This window comes from Leisingera sp. ANG-S5 (assembly GCF_000813925.1).
Classification (GTDB): Bacteria; Pseudomonadota; Alphaproteobacteria; order Rhodobacterales; family Rhodobacteraceae; genus Leisingera.
This window is the reverse complement of the sequence record NZ_JWLH01000011.1, coordinates 49170-63347: the sequence shown is the minus strand read 5'-3', so window position 1 is coordinate 63347 and position 14178 is coordinate 49170. Positions and strand designations below refer to the sequence as shown.

Annotated in this window: 8 protein-coding genes; 1 reads left to right on the top strand and 7 read right to left on the bottom strand. The window is 64.1% G+C overall.

Features of this window, described 5'->3' with window-relative positions; translation table 11 throughout:
* Positions 1-34 precede the first annotated feature (34 nt).
* Positions 35-1369 (bottom strand): aminotransferase-like domain-containing protein, encoded by a 1335-nt coding sequence (locus tag RA25_RS17195; RefSeq protein ID WP_039174038.1) that lies wholly within the window; start codon positions 1367-1369, stop codon positions 35-37.
* A gap of 89 nt (positions 1370-1458) precedes the next feature.
* On the opposite strand from RA25_RS17195, the gene RA25_RS17190 reads away from it, so the two are divergent.
* Positions 1459-2637 (top strand): MFS transporter, encoded by a 1179-nt coding sequence (locus RA25_RS17190; protein ID WP_039174036.1) that lies wholly within the window; start codon positions 1459-1461, stop codon positions 2635-2637.
* A gap of 655 nt (positions 2638-3292) precedes the next feature.
* Here RA25_RS17190 and tcuA read toward each other — a convergent pair.
* The 6 genes from tcuA to RA25_RS17160 are packed head-to-tail and all read right to left on the bottom strand — an operon-like array spanning position 3293 to position 14111.
* Positions 3293-4768 (bottom strand): FAD-dependent tricarballylate dehydrogenase TcuA, encoded by a 1476-nt coding sequence (gene tcuA / locus RA25_RS17185; RefSeq protein ID WP_039174035.1) that lies wholly within the window; start codon positions 4766-4768, stop codon positions 3293-3295.
* A 4-nt stretch (positions 4769-4772) separates the two neighbouring features.
* Positions 4773-6467, bottom strand: coding sequence for a thiamine pyrophosphate-binding protein (locus RA25_RS17180; RefSeq protein ID WP_039174033.1), 1695 nt, complete (start codon positions 6465-6467; stop codon positions 4773-4775).
* A gap of 4 nt (positions 6468-6471) precedes the next feature.
* Positions 6472-8883 (bottom strand): GcvT family protein, encoded by a 2412-nt coding sequence (locus tag RA25_RS17175; RefSeq protein ID WP_039174032.1) that lies wholly within the window; start codon positions 8881-8883, stop codon positions 6472-6474.
* Complete coding sequence (locus tag RA25_RS17170) at positions 8876-11281, bottom strand: GcvT family protein (RefSeq protein ID WP_039174031.1); 2406 nt, start codon at positions 11279-11281, stop codon at positions 8876-8878. The genes RA25_RS17175 and RA25_RS17170 overlap by 8 nt, the downstream gene beginning before the upstream one ends.
* Positions 11278-12567, bottom strand: a complete 1290-nt coding sequence (locus RA25_RS17165; protein ID WP_039174030.1) for an aspartate aminotransferase family protein — start codon at positions 12565-12567, stop codon at positions 11278-11280. Before RA25_RS17165 ends, RA25_RS17170 begins: the two co-directional genes overlap by 4 nt.
* Positions 12564-14111: a trimethylamine methyltransferase family protein gene (locus tag RA25_RS17160; protein ID WP_039174028.1), complete on the bottom strand. Its 1548-nt coding sequence runs from the start codon at positions 14109-14111 to the stop codon at positions 12564-12566. The genes RA25_RS17165 and RA25_RS17160 overlap by 4 nt, the downstream gene beginning before the upstream one ends.
* Positions 14112-14178 lie beyond the last annotated feature (67 nt).

Below are 14178 nucleotides of genomic sequence, written 5' to 3'. Positions count from 1 at the left end.
GGACCCACTATTCCCGTATTGCAGGGTCCTGACCCTAGCCGGCCTGGTCAATGCATACCGCATCCCGGACCGTATTCAGCACGCCTTCCAGCTCAGTCTTCGGTATTCCGCCAAAGGCGAGCCTTAACGCCTGCGGAGCTGCGGTAGTGGTTGCGAACGGCTCCGCGCCGGACACCGAGAGACCGTGCTCCTTCAAGCGCGTGACAATAGGTTGAGCACGAACACCTTTCTCGAGCGGCATCCAGGCGAAGCCCGCATTAGGATGTGACTGGAGGGGCAGCGTACCGAAAACTTTCCGCAAGACAGACTGGCGCGCCGCTCCATCGCGCCTGCGGTTTTCTTCAGACACCTGCAGAGTCCCGTCTTCGATCCAGCCCGCGACCAAACCAGATATCAGCGCCGGAGCATTCCAGGTCGTCGCACGGATGGCCTCCAGGAGTGGCAGGGTCTGGCTTGCAGGGGCTATCACATATCCCAGACGCAGCCCTGTCGCGAGATTCTTTGAAAACCCGCCGATGTGAACTGTCCGGTCGGGTGCCAGGGAATAGAAACTGGGCGGCGGGTTTTGTTCCAGGAACGCATAGGCGGCGTCTTCAATGATCAGCAGGTCGTTCCGCTGTGCAACGACGAGAAGGTGGCGGCGTGTTGCCTCATCCATGACCGATCCCAAGGGGCTATGGACCGTCGGCATCAGGTAAACGGCGCGAACCTCCCGTAATCGGCACAACCGCTCAAGTTCATCAGGGTCCATCACTCCCTGCGATCCTTCGACCGGGAGGAGGTTAAGACCGCGTAAAGCCGCGGCGGATTTGAAACCGGGGTAGGTGAGTGTATCTGCTGCAATCAAATCGCCATACCGGAAAAGCCCCAAACAAGTGACTGCCAAACTATGCTGGCTGCCCGATGTTACCAGCAGGCATTCAGGGTCAACCCGGCCCAGGCCCGGGGCAAGGCTTTCGGCAATGATCCGGCGTTCGTGCAGCCGCCCGCCATGAGGCTGATAGCGCAGCATCGCTTCCAGATCACCTGCAGTTGCCAGCCGCCGCAATCCGCTGCGCAGCATGCCGGCGTCGGCAGCATCCCCCGGCATGTTGAAGACAAGGTCAGTGACGCCCTCGGCAACGGTCTGATGGACGCCAAGCGTCACCGGCAGGCCGGGATCGCGCACAAATGTGCCGCGGCCGGCTTCGCCGGCAACCAGGCCGCGCTGCTCCAGTTCCTTGTAAACGCGTGTTGCGGTCGCCAGAGCGACACCGGATTTCTCAGCAAATGCCCGGTGTGTCGGCAGTTTGGAGCCAGGGACCAGTTTCCCGTCCTGGATCGCGTTGGCGAGCATGTCGGCAAGACGCGCGTATCGAGGCTTCTTCATGCGCCCACTGTCATTAGTACAATAGAAAAATTGTCATACAGAAAACCTCATGGCAATCCGGAACAAAGTCAATCCATAAGGGTCACCGGATGCCGCGCTTCATCTCTTCCTGCCTGCTTGCCGCGAGCCTGTTCACCGTCACCTTTGCCGTGAACCTTCAAGCTCCGCTTTACGATGTATATGCGGCTGAGAGCGGTGCCGGCGCCACGGCTGTGACGGTGGCATTTGCTGCCTATGCTGGCGGTCTCATGCCAACGCTGTTGCTGCTAGGGGGACTGTCGGACCGCATTGGGCGGCGTATTCCCATTGCGCTGGCCCTGATCCTCGGCGCATCGGCAACAGCAGTACTGGTGCAAACCCCTAACTGGGCAAGTCTTGTGGCCGCGCGGTTTTTCTTAGGTATCGGAACTGGTCTGGCGACCACTTCCGGGGCTGCTTACATGGCTGAAATTCTCGGTGCGGGCCGCGCACGAAATGCGGCCTTGGTTGTGACATCGGCAACGTCACTTGGTTTCGGCGGCGGCGCCCTCGCAACCGGTATAAGCTTGGCGGTTCAGGGCGCGACGCTGATGCCGGTCAGCTATATTGTTCTGTTTGCAGCGGCGCCAGCCTTGGCGGTGGCCGCCTTTGCCTTGCCCAAGGCGGACCGCCCGAAACCTGTCTCGCTTCTGCGGCTGCCGGTCTTTCCGCCGGGCACATGGATGTTTGGTGCCGCGATGGCGCTGGCTTGGTCCACGACCGGCATGACCATTGCTGTCGTGCCTCTGCAACTGGCGGTCAATGGCCTCGGCGGTTGGACCGGTCTTGTGATTTTCCTCGCCATTTTCGTGGGCTTTCTTTGCCAGCCCATCGCCCGGCGAATGACAAACGATCAGGCGCTCACCCTCGGGTTCGTCCTGATCCCGCTCGGCTTCCTCGTGCTTTTGGCCGGTGTCTGGCTGAAACTGCTGATCCTGGTCCTTGCCGGAACCTGCATCACCAGCGCAGCGAGTTATGGCTTCACGTATCTTGCATCACTGGCAGAAGTGTCATTGCGCGCTCCTGACGACCGCGCACGCGCCACCGCAGGCCTGTTCGTTTATGCCTATTCAGGGTTCTCACTGCCTGTCATCGCAAGCGGCGCGCTTGCTGATATGCTGGGGCTGCTGACGGCCATGGCCTTTTTTGCCGTGGTCCAATTGTCGGCCACACTGTTGATTATGAAATTGCGGAACCGGAAATCTGGGTCGGCAGGCGAGGCACTTGAGGCAAGCAAAAGGAGCGTGTGAATGAGTACTAAGGGAGATCGTCTTAGGGTCATGGTTCTGTTTGGCGGCCGGTCGGCAGAGCATGAGGTTTCGCTACTTCCGGCAACCAATGTTCTGGAGACAGCACGCTTATTGAGAAACTGATTGCGCACGGGATCGCGAGATTTCATGCGGAAGACCAACTGCAATGAAAGGGAGTTCGCGGCGCGGGGGTGCGTGAAACAGTGGCCGGTCATTTTCGGCGGCTTGGCCCACGGGGCAATGGTATCCTGCGAGTTTTCTGGGAGGTCAAACTGAACGGGCCGCTAGGATTTGCTCTGGATCACTGACACCCTGTCGCAAACGCGATCATCCCTTACCAAGTCACTGACGGCCAGTTTGACCAAATTGCATCCGTGAAGTTTGCTATCAAATGCCACGTTGAACAGTGCAAGATCACGCAGGTTGCCCGCCAGTTCCAGCCGCGCGGATCGCCCGGGCCTGTTTCGGCAACAGTGGCCGTTCCCGGCCTTTCGTTGCTGGGCAACAGCGGGAAGTTGGACTATTGGCATAGTCTCCCTCCAGTCCTCCCGCCAAACCCAGACATCAGCACCGCGCTGACACCTGAGCCAAACGGGCGGTTTGAGCGGCTGTTGTCCGGTTGCTTGCCGTCTCCGTTTGAGCAAGCCAGCTGCCCCTATCCGCCAAAGGCATGCGCCCCCGCCAGCCGGCCGAAAACAGATCCGCTGATCAGGCCGGTCCCGCCAGGATAGTTGAAATAGAAAATGCCGCCGACCAGTTCCCCTGCCGCGAACAGGCCGGGGATCGGCGCAAGATCATTGTCCAGGACCTGCGCGCTGTCTGGGTCGATCCTCAGGCCGCCGAAAGTAAAGGTGATGCCGCAACCGACCTGGTAGGCTTCGAACGGGCCTTCGTCGATGGTGTTGGCCCAATTGGATTTTGCCAACGCCAGCCCCCGCGTCCCGCGGCCATCCTTGACGTTCGGATCAAACGGCGTGGCGGTGTCCACCGCCGCATTGTAGGCGCGGATTTCATCGAGAAAGCCCTGCGGGTCCACGCCTTCCAGCTTGTGCGCAAGCTCCTCCAGCGTCGGCGCGGTCACCTTGGTCACCCGCTTGATGCGGTATTCGTCGCGCAACAGATGGGTGGCCTTGGCATCGAAAACCTGCCAGGCGAACTGGTCCGGCTGGTTCAGGATCACCCGGCCGTATTTGGCATAGGTGTAATTGCGGAAATCCGCGCCCTCATCGACAAACCGGCGGCCCGTGGCGTTCACCATCACCCCCCAGGGGTAGGAATGCTTCTGGAAACCGTCGCCGACATCCAGATCGCCGAACTCCGGCGCATTGTAGTCCCAGCCGACCGCGTGGCAGCCCGACCAGTTGCCATAGGTGGAGGCGCCCGCCGCCATCGCCATCCTGATGCCTTCGCCGGTGTTGAAGCGGGAGCCGCGCACCCGGGCCATCTCCCAGCCGGGGCCAAGGTAGCGGGTGCGCATCTCCGGGCTGGCCTGAAAACCGCCTGAAGCAATCACCACGGAATTCGCGCGCAAATCCTGAAGCTCCCCCCTGTGGCGGACCTTGACGCCGGTTACCGCATAACCGTCGGTCAAGATCTCCACGGCACGGGTTTCATAGCGGATCTCGACACCGGCCTCTTTGGCGATTCTGGTGTGGGCATCCACCAGGCCGGGGCCGCCGCCCCAGGCCTCAAGCGTCAGCCCGCCCCAGAACTTGAACCTTCCGTCGACCTTGAACGCCTGCCGCCCGTAGATCGGCATGAAGCGGATGCCCTTGCCGCGCATCCAGTGCATCGTCTCGCGCGAAGTGGTCACCAGCCGCTCGCACAGGGCCGGATCGGTACGGAACCGGGTGACCCGGAACATGTCGTCAAAGAACTGCTCCTGCGTGTAGGTGCCGAAGTCGGTGATGGCGATCTGCTCTTCGCTCAGGTCCGGGCACAGGGCGCGGATGTCCTCCACCCCGTCATAGGCAAAGCGGATGGCGCCTGCGGTATAGCGGGAGTTGCCGCCGTTTTCCGCCTCGGGCGCGCATTCCAGCATCAGCACGCTTGCCCCTTTTTCCCGCGCGGCATGGGCGGCGCAAAAGGCCGCGTTGCCCGCGCCGATGATGATCGTGTCCCAGGTGGTCATGGTCTCAGTCCTCCTGCGGGGTATTTTCCGGGGCCTTGAACAGATCCTTGCGCAGCGTCATCAGCGCCCCCGGATCAATCTTGCCTTGAATGATGGTGGTCTCATTGCCGACCAGCGCCGCCTCCAGCGCCGGGCCCATTTCGCCGGGACCCTCGACCCAGATGCCCCTGCCCCCGCACAGCTCGGCAAATTTGTCATAGCGCGGCGAGGTGATCTCCGCACCGAGCAGGCGGCCGCCGTAAAATTCCTGCTGATAAGCCTTCTCGGCCCCCCAGGCTTCGTTATCCAGAACCACTACTATGACCGGCAGCCTGTGCTGAATGGCGGTTTGGATCTCGATCATCGTGTAACCCAAGGCACCGTCGCCCATCACCGCGACCACCGGGCGCTCCGGTGCGGCCGCCTTGGCACCGATGGCCGCCGCCAGGCCAAAGCCGACCAGGCCGAAATCCAGCGGCGTGATCAGGCTCATCGGCTCGTAATGCGCCAGCCGGTCGGCGGCCTGCAGGCAGGTGTTGCCGGTGTCGAGCGTTACGATAGCGTTTTCCGGCAGTGCGGCGCGGATCTCTGCCAGCGCCCGGCGCGGGTGCATCGGCAGAGTGGCGATCCGCGCTTCTTCCGCACGTTCTTCGGCAAGGCTTTCCATATCCGCCTTGAAGGCTGCCCGCCATTCGTCCGCAGCAGGTTTGGTGGCCGCGGCGGCCAGTGCCTCCGCCGTCAGCCGGGCATCGGCCTGCGCCGCAATTTCGGCAGGGAAATAGCGGCCCACGGCAGAGCCGTCGATGTCCACATGGGCGATGCGTGTCTTTGCGCCGACATAGTCGTTGCTGTGGAACGTCGAATTGAAACCCAGCCGCGCGCCCAGCACCACCATCACATCGGCTTCCTTGGTCAGGCGGCTGGCCACCTGGTTGCCCCGCGGCCCGGCCTGGCCTGCAAACCAGGGATGGCCGTGGCGCATCACGTCGGCATGGCCGGTCGAGGCCACCACCGGCACCTCCAGGGTTTCGGCCAGGGCAGTCAGCGCCTCGCGCCCCTGGCCCCATTTGAACCCGCCGCCCGCAAAGATCACCGGGCGCTTTGCGGTGGAAAGCATGGCCGCGATGGCGCTGATGTCGTCCGGCGCCGCGGGCCCCGGGCGGGCGATGTTCACCGGCTTGGGATCAATAGCCGCGACTTCGGCAGCAAACAGGTCGCGCGGCACATGCAGCACCACCGGCCCGCGGCGGCCTGAATTGGCCAGCCGGATCGCGTCCTCCAGCATCGGCGCCAGGCGCGACGGATCGGTGACCATGACCGAGCGTTTGGAGATCGGTGCAAACAGCGCCACTTGGTCAACTTCCTGAAAGGTGTCCTTGGCCTGGTCGGCCCGGGTGATGGCTCCAGCGATCACTACCAGCGGCGAATAGGCCAGTTGCGCCTCGGCCACGGCGGTCACGATGTTGACCACGCCCGGTCCCGCCTGCGCCCCCAGCACCACTCCGGGGTTGCCAGTCATCCGTGCCCAGGCGTCGGCCATATGGCCCGCCGCACGCTCATCCCGTGCACCGACATAGGCAATTTCGCCGCCCTGATGCATCGCGTCGTACAGCTCCAGCATCGACCCGCCCAGCAGGCCGAATACGGTGTCGATGCCATTAGCCTTAAGAACGCGGTAGACGGCCTCGCCTCCGGTGATCATGCTGTTGATTTTGGTCATGGTCTCAATCCTCGGATCGGGGCCGCAGGTTCTGCGGGTCAAAAACTGCGTCATCATGGATGGTTACGGGGAATTCCCGGTTCAGGATCTGCACGGTCAGCCCTTCACGCGGCGTGCCCTTCCGGACAAACAGCCAGCCCAGCGACTTGCCAACCGTGTAGCCATAACCGCCGGAGGTGGTCAGGCCGACGGGCTTTCCCTCCCGCAGCACCGGCTCGCCGCCGTGGATATCAACGCCGTCAGAATACAGTTCCGCGTAGAACAGCTCCCAGCCCGGATCGCGGGGCAGCAAGGCTTCCTTGCCCAGAAACTCCCGGCCCTCCGCCGCCACAAACCGCTCCAGCCCCACATCCAGCGGCCCCGCGTCGGTGGTCAGCTCGCCCGAAGCGCGATAGGCCTTCTCCATCCGCATCCCGTTGAAGGCGTAAGACCCCAGATCGGTCAGCCCGTGTTTTTCGCCAGCTGCAAACAGCGCGTCGTAGAGTTCGCCGGCCTGCTCCAACGGCGCGTGCAGCTCCCACCCCAGTTCGCCCACGAAAGAGACCCGCAGCGCATAGCACGGGATGCCGGCCACGGTGATCTCCTGCCCGGACAGCCAGGGGAACGCCCGGTTCGTGAGGTCCGCATCCGTCAGCTCTGCCATGATCCGGCGCGAGGCCGGGCCGGAGAGCGCCAGCATGCCCCAGTCGTGGGTGCGGTTGATCATCTGCACGTCTTCGCCGTCACGGATGTGCGACTTGATCCAATCGAAGTCCGGGTTGCAGCGGGCGATGGGCGAGCCGGTGAAAAAGCGGTTCTCAGCTATGCGCCAGATGGTGATCTCAGTCTCGAAGCGGCCCTTTTCGGTCAGCAGGTGGTTCAGGCTCATCCGGCCGTCCTTGGCCGGGATCTTGTTGGCCGAGAGGCGGTCCAGCAGCTTGCCTGCGTCCTTGCCGGTGATCTCGAACTGGGCAAAGGCACAGAGGTCGATGACACCTGCCGCTTCACGCGTCGCCTTGGCCTCGGCCATGGCGTTGGCGTGCCAGGGCTGGTGGCCCCAGCCGATCTGCTCTACTTCGCCAACCTCGCCGAAATAGCGCGGGCGTTCCCAGCCAGCCACTTCGCCGAACACCGCACCCTTGGCGGCCAACCGGTCATACAGCGGGTGACGCTTCAGCGGCCGCAGGCTCTGGAACTGCTTGCCGGGGCAAGGGGTGTCATGGCGGCGCATGAACTCATCCTTGGTGCGCTCAACAATGAAATGATCGGTAGAGAAATTGCCATACCGGCGCGGATCAAGACCGCGGGTGTTGATCGGGGTTTCGCCATGCACCATCCAATCGGCCAGCACCTTGCCCGCGCCGCCGCCCCAGGCAAGGCCGATGGACGACCCGCAGGACAGCCAGACATTGGGCGCACCCGAGGGGCCCACCAGCATGCCGCCGTCCGGCGTATGGGTGATCGCCCCGCGCACCACGCGTTTGATGCCGAGGTCGGCCAGCACCGGCATCTTCTCAAACGCCACCATCAGAAAATCGCCGATGGAGTCGTAATCGGCCTCAAACAGCTCATTCTCCGCAGCCCAGGGCGCGCCCTGCGGCATCTCCCAGACGGTGGGGCAGACATGACCCTCGTAAATGCCGATGAGGCCGGATTTCTGCTCCTGACGAATATAGCCGCCATAGGCATTGTCGCGCATCACCGGCAGTTCGGGGCGGTCCATGAACTCGGGCACGGTATCTGTCACCAGATAATGGTGCAGGCAGCTGACAGACGGAATTTTCAGCCCGAACCACGCCCCGACCTGGTTGGCATAAGAGCCCGCAGCGATCACCACATGCTCGGCCAGCACATCGCCTTTTTCCGTGCGCAACAGCCACATATCCCCCTTGCGGGAGGCGCCCAGCACCTGGTTGCGCCGCTCGATCCTTGCGCCGCGCGCGCGGGTGGCGGCGGCCAATGCCATGGTGACGGAGGACGGATCAATATGCCCGTCCTCATAGGTGCGCACCGCCGCCTTGACGCCGTCCACCCTGTAGAAGGGGTTCACGCGGGCGACCTCCTCGGGGCCGACCAGATCCATCGGCAGGTCCAGCAGCTTGCCGACGCCCATGATCGACTTCATCCAGTCGACCTCATCATCAGTGGTCGCAATGCGGAATCCGCCCACCTCATGCCAGCCGATGCTCTGGCCGGTTTCCCGCTCGACCCGTTTGTAGGTTTCGATCGAGGTCTTGTTGATCCAGCCCATCAACCGGCTGCCCACCGCATGGGCGATCTGTCCCGCCGCGTGCCAGGTGGAGCCTGAGGTGAGCTCCGCCTTCTCAAACAGGATCGTGTCGGTCCAGCCGTTCTCGGCCAGCTGGAACTGGGCCGCCACGCCCATGATACCGCCACCGATGATGGCAACCTGTGTGGTGCGAAAGGTGTCAGTCATGGGCAAACGCCTCTTTGGCGGGTTTCAGCGACGCCTTGGCGGCAAAGCGGGTGCAGGCGATTTCGACCTCGAAGCCGGAAACAATAGTTTCCCTCGCAAGCTGATCCAGCGGCGCATCAATCATCGCCAGCGCAACAGACCGTCCATAGCGGTAGCTCCAGGCCGCCGAGGTGATCTGGCCCGCAACCTGGCCGCCGTAGTAAACCGGCTCGTCATGGATCGGGACCGCCGCCGGGTCGTCGAACAGGATCGAGACGATCCTGCGTTCCGGGGTATGGTCCTTCAAGGCCGCCTCCCCCACAAACCCGGTGCCAAATGCGCAAAAGGCCCCCAGCCCGGCCTCCTGCGGCGTGGTGCCGGGACCCAGTTCATGGCCAAAGGCCCGGAAACCGCTTTCGATCCGCAGCGAACCGCTGGCGTATAGCCCGGCGAGGCTTGCCCCTGCTGCCACCAGCGCCTCATGGGCCGCCATAGCCATGTCGGCAGGGATATACAGCTCATAGCCTTCCTCGCCGGTAAAGCTGAGCCGCCCGGCCCAGCCGCGCGCAAGGCCGATCTCGACAGGGCTAAACTGGAAGCGTTTCAGGTCCGGCACCAGCGTGTTGGAAGAGGCCTGCAGCACCTCGCGGGCTTTAGCTCCGGCCAGGCCAAGGATTGCATAACCGCTGGTCACATTGGTGAACTCGACCTGGAAGGCGCCCTTGGTTTCGCGCATACGTTTCAAATCGCGCACCACCTCGCCTGCACCCACGATCATCAGAAAGCTATTCCGCCCGTGCCGCTGCACGGTAATGTCGCTTTCGATGCCGCCTTTGCGGTTCAGGATCTGGCTGTAGGCGATACGGCCCTCGGCGATATCCATCTGCGCCGCGCAGAGATGGTTGAGGAAGGCGCAGGCATCCGGCCCCTGCACCCAAATCTTGCCAAAGGCACTCTGATCCAGGATGGCGGCGCCGTTGCGGCAGGCCTCCACCTCGCGGCCCACCTGATCGCGCCAGGCAGGCACCCCGAAGGTCAGCGGCAGATGCGCGGCCTTGCCGCCGAAATGCACCGCCCGCTCCCAGCCGCCGCGGCTTTCAAACCTTGCCCCGGCCTCAACCAGACCCGCGTGGATGGGCGAGCGGCGCTGGCCGCGGGCGGTCTCCATGGACCGGCCCGGATAGGGGTTGTCGTAATGGCGGCCCAGCACCTCGGGAATACGGGCCTCCAGCGCGCCCAGCACGTTCATTTCCGGGCTGAAGCGGCGGATATCGGCCTCGTTCAGATCCATCGTTGGCTCGCCCGCGATGATCCACTCGGCCATCGCGCGCCCTGCGCCGCCAGCCAGCGCGATGCCAGTGGAATTCATGCCGCCCATCAGGAACAGCCCCGGCACCTCGGGGCTTTCCCCCAGCATGAACTGGCTGTCGAGGGTGAAGCTTTCCGGCCCGTTCAGCAGCATCCGCACTTCGGCCCTCTCCAGGGCGGGAATGCGGCGCAGCGCGTTTTCCATCATCGGCATGAAGTGGTCCCAGTCCTCGTCCAGGAGGTCAAAGGAAAAGTCCCTGGGCAGCCGGTCCAAGGGCAGCCCCTTGGCCTGCGGTTCGAAACAGCCGACTAGAAGCCCCTCCACATCGTCACGGGCATAAAGAAACGCGTCCTGATCGTTCAGCGTCGGCAGATGCGCGCCCTTGCCGAGCGCCTGCACCTCCTGCAACGGCTTGGTCAGGATGTAGAAATGCTCGCAGGCATAGAGCGGCATATGCGCCCCCGCCATTGCCGCCACTTCACGGGACCAGAGGCCGCAGGCAATGACCACCTCGTCGGCTTCGATCAGATGCTCACCCACCTCGACGCCGGAAATCCGCCCCCCCGTTTTCTGCAGGCCCGTAACGGCAGTATCCTCAAAGATCTGCACTCCCCGCGCCCGCGCGCCCTTGGACAGCGCCAGCGCCACATCCGAGGGGTTCACGCGGCCATCCGCAGGCGACCAGACCGCGCCGATTACATCGCTTGTCTCGATCAGCGGCCATAGCTCCTTGGCGCGGGCGGTATCCACCACGTCGGCCTCCAGGCCAAAGGCACGGCCCAGTGACACCTGGCGCTTGATATTGGTCAGCCGGTCGGGGTTGGTGGCCAAAGTCAGCGAGCCTGTCTGGGTCCAGCCGGTGGCCTGGCCGGTCTCCACCTCCAGCGCGCCATACAGGTCGATCGAGTAGTTGATCAGCCTGGTCAGCGTCGCCGAGGGCCGCAGCCGGCGCACCAGCCCCGCCGCGTGCCAAGTGGTGCCGTTGGTCAGTTTGGAGCGCTCCAGCACCACGATGTCGGTCCGCCCCTCGCGGGCCAGGTGGTATGCGATGGAACAGCCGATGACGCCGCCGCCGATGATCACGGTGCGGGCGCGGGATGGCAGGGTCATTGCAGCACTCCGTCCTGAACAAGCGCGGCAAACACCGCATCAAAGGCGTCCAGCGCCTCGTCTATCAGTTCCGGGGTATGCGCCGCGGAGGTCACGCAGGAGGTATGGCTCATCAAATCCACACCGCGCGCCAGCAGGCCGCTGCGCAGGCCCGCCACCAAGGCAGGCGGCACGTTGCGGATTGCAGCCGGGCTCAGCCCCTCTGGGTTTGCTGCCCCAAACAGAAGATGGCAGGTTGAACTCTCCCCATAGGCGCATCCCACGATGCCGTGCCGCGCCATCCGCGCATTAAGGCCGTCCCTCAGGCGCTCTGCCATGGCATCGGCCTGTGCCTGCACCTCTCCGGTGGCCAGCAAGGGCATCGCAGCACAGGCGGCCGCGGCAATCAGCGGGGAGCCGTTGAACGTTCCCTTGTGGCTGACCGGCGGCGACAGCCCGTCCCGCGCGGCTGCGTTGTTCATCAGCTCCATGAGGTCCGCACGCCCGCAAACGGCCCCGCCCGGCAGGCCGCCGGTCACCACCTTGGCCAGCGTTGTCAGGTCCGGCACGATGCCGTCGCGCGCCTGCCGCCCGCCGGGCGACCAGCGCAGGCCGGTGATGATCTCATCAAAGATCAGCACCGCCCCGGCAGCCCGGGCCGCATCATGCAAAGCGCGCAATGTTTCCACGGACAGCGGCACCGAACCGTAATTCGCCCCGGATGCCTCGATAATCACGGTGCCGATGCTGTTGTCCTGCAGGGCCGCTTGCATCGCCTGTGGATCGGCCGCGCAGACTTCCACCAGGCCGTTCACCGCATCCGGCACCCCCAGGGACGCGGCCTGCAAACTGCCCGCCTTGGCACCTTTGAGCGCATGGTCGTGCCAGCCGTGGTAATGGCCGTCGACCCTCAGAACCCGATCCTTGCCGGCCCAGGCGCGGCCCAGCCGCATCGCCAGCATCGTCGCCTCGCTGCCAGAGGCGGTGAAACGGGTGCGTTCGGCGCAGGGAAACAACCGGTTGACCCATTCCGCCCATTCGGTCTCGGCCGCGTGGCAATCGGCGCTGAAAATCGCTTGGTCGGCCTGCCGCTGCAGCGCCTCGACAACCGCGGGGTGGCCGTGGCCCAGCATCTGGCTGGCCGATCCCATCTTGAAATCGATGTAGCGGCGCCCCTCCGCATCCCATTTCTCGGCACCTGCGGCGCGTTCGATGAAGACCGGATGTGGCGCGCGGTAGCGCAGCTCGTGGCTGACCCCGCCGGGCAGCGCCGCCCGGGCGCGGCTGCTCAGTTCGCTGTTGCTCATGCGGGCCTGCCAATCTGTTCACGGGAAAGCCGGATATCAAACACCGCGCGCAGCGCGCGGTCGGTCTCATCGCTGACATGCTGCGGAAAATGCGTGCCCAGAATTTCACGGGCTGTGTCCCGCGCGGCGTCGCCAACCGGCCGGGCGCCATCCTCCTGCCATTCGCGCGGAGACCGGCGGTCGCCGATGTGCGGATAGAAGTAGTCTGATTTCATCCGCTCAAACGTGTGCTGCTGCCCCAGATAATGACCTTCGCCGCGGCACACCTGGGCAATCACATCGGCGGCAATGTTTTCCGGCGTGGCCTCGACCCCGCGGATCGTGCGCAGGATGTTTCCCAGCAGGTCATTGTCGCTGACATAGGCCGCATGGCTGACACCCAAGAGGCTCGCCTGCATTCCGGCGGCCTGGGTCACAATGTTGGACCCTGCATGGGCGGCCATCGCCACGGCCAATGATTTCTCGGCGCCGTATTGCGCGTCCAGGCATTTGGCATCGGTGATCCCCGCGATGGAGGAAACCGGCAGGCCGAAATGCCGCCCCATCTGGGCCGCGCCCGCCATCAGGATTGCCTGCTCGCCGCCGCCGCCGCACATCGACCCGGTGCGCAGATCGGCCACCAGGGGCTTGGGGGCAAAGATCGCCTTGGCCTCCGTGTCCACCAGCCGGGCAAAAACCAGCCCGGCCAATGTTTCGGCAACCGCCTGCACCAGCGACCCGGCGATTGTGGCGGGGCTGGTTGCCCCGGCCTGGCCAGCGCTGATCAGCTGCACCGGGAACCCTGCCTTTATGGCGGCCTCCAGCACCTCGCAGGCCTCTTCGGCAAAGCGCATCGGCGGCACCACATGGCAGACCATCACCGTCAGAAAGGGCCGCGCCCGGAATGCGGCCTCGCCGCCGGCGATCTGGTAACAAAGCTCCGCGATTGGCCGCACGTTCTCCGGCGCGCTGATCGAGATCGAGACATGCTTGGAGGTGCCCATCAGGCAGGCATAGGCGGTGTTCAGGTCCATCACCGCGTTGTCCTCGATGTCGCGTGCCACCACCGAGCGGCTGAAATGGTGGATGTTCTCCATCCGGTCGACAATCCGCGCCGCGTCATAGAGGTCCGCCAGCGTGGAGTCGCGATAGGCCCCGGTGTCGAGGTCGAACACCCCCGGCGCCGCCCCGCCCGTCGACATGTGGACCCGCGCACCACTGATCTGCAGATCGTTTTCCGGCTCCTGGCCGCACAGCGTGAACGCCTTCTGCGCGCCCTCCACGGCCCAGTGCACCAACACCCGCGGAAACAGCAGCCTGCGGTCTTCGGTCAGCTGCCCGCCGGCGCTGCAGACCTTGTCAATCACGGACGGAATGGCCTGGCTCAGCCCCAGCGTTTCCAGAAGCGACAGCGCCGTTTCCTCGACCAGCGCTACCTCCTCCGGCGCAAGCGGTTTCAGCCGCCCGCCTTCAACGCCGGGCCAGACCGGCGAAACGCTGCCAGCTTCCTCAGCTTCAAGGAGGCGTTCCTTACGCCCCCGCCTTCGTTTTCCGGATGCCGCCATTTCATGAGCCCAGCTAACTTCTTTCAAACGATGCCCCTTGAAATGCCTATTTACAAATGGCCATTGC

Coding starts and splice junctions, on each gene's coding strand:
- RA25_RS17195 (WP_039174038.1), bottom strand. CDS start 1,369: ATGAAGAAGCCTCGATACGCGCGTCTTGCCGACATGCTCGCCAACGCG.
- RA25_RS17190 (WP_039174036.1), top strand. CDS start 1,459: ATGCCGCGCTTCATCTCTTCCTGCCTGCTTGCCGCGAGCCTGTTCACC.
- tcuA (WP_039174035.1), bottom strand. CDS start 4,768: ATGACCACCTGGGACACGATCATCATCGGCGCGGGCAACGCGGCCTTT.
- RA25_RS17180 (WP_039174033.1), bottom strand. CDS start 6,467: ATGACCAAAATCAACAGCATGATCACCGGAGGCGAGGCCGTCTACCGC.
- RA25_RS17175 (WP_039174032.1), bottom strand. CDS start 8,883: ATGACTGACACCTTTCGCACCACACAGGTTGCCATCATCGGTGGCGGT.
- RA25_RS17170 (WP_039174031.1), bottom strand. CDS start 11,281: ATGACCCTGCCATCCCGCGCCCGCACCGTGATCATCGGCGGCGGCGTC.
- RA25_RS17165 (WP_039174030.1), bottom strand. CDS start 12,567: ATGAGCAACAGCGAACTGAGCAGCCGCGCCCGGGCGGCGCTGCCCGGC.
- RA25_RS17160 (WP_039174028.1), bottom strand. CDS start 14,111: ATGGCGGCATCCGGAAAACGAAGGCGGGGGCGTAAGGAACGCCTCCTT.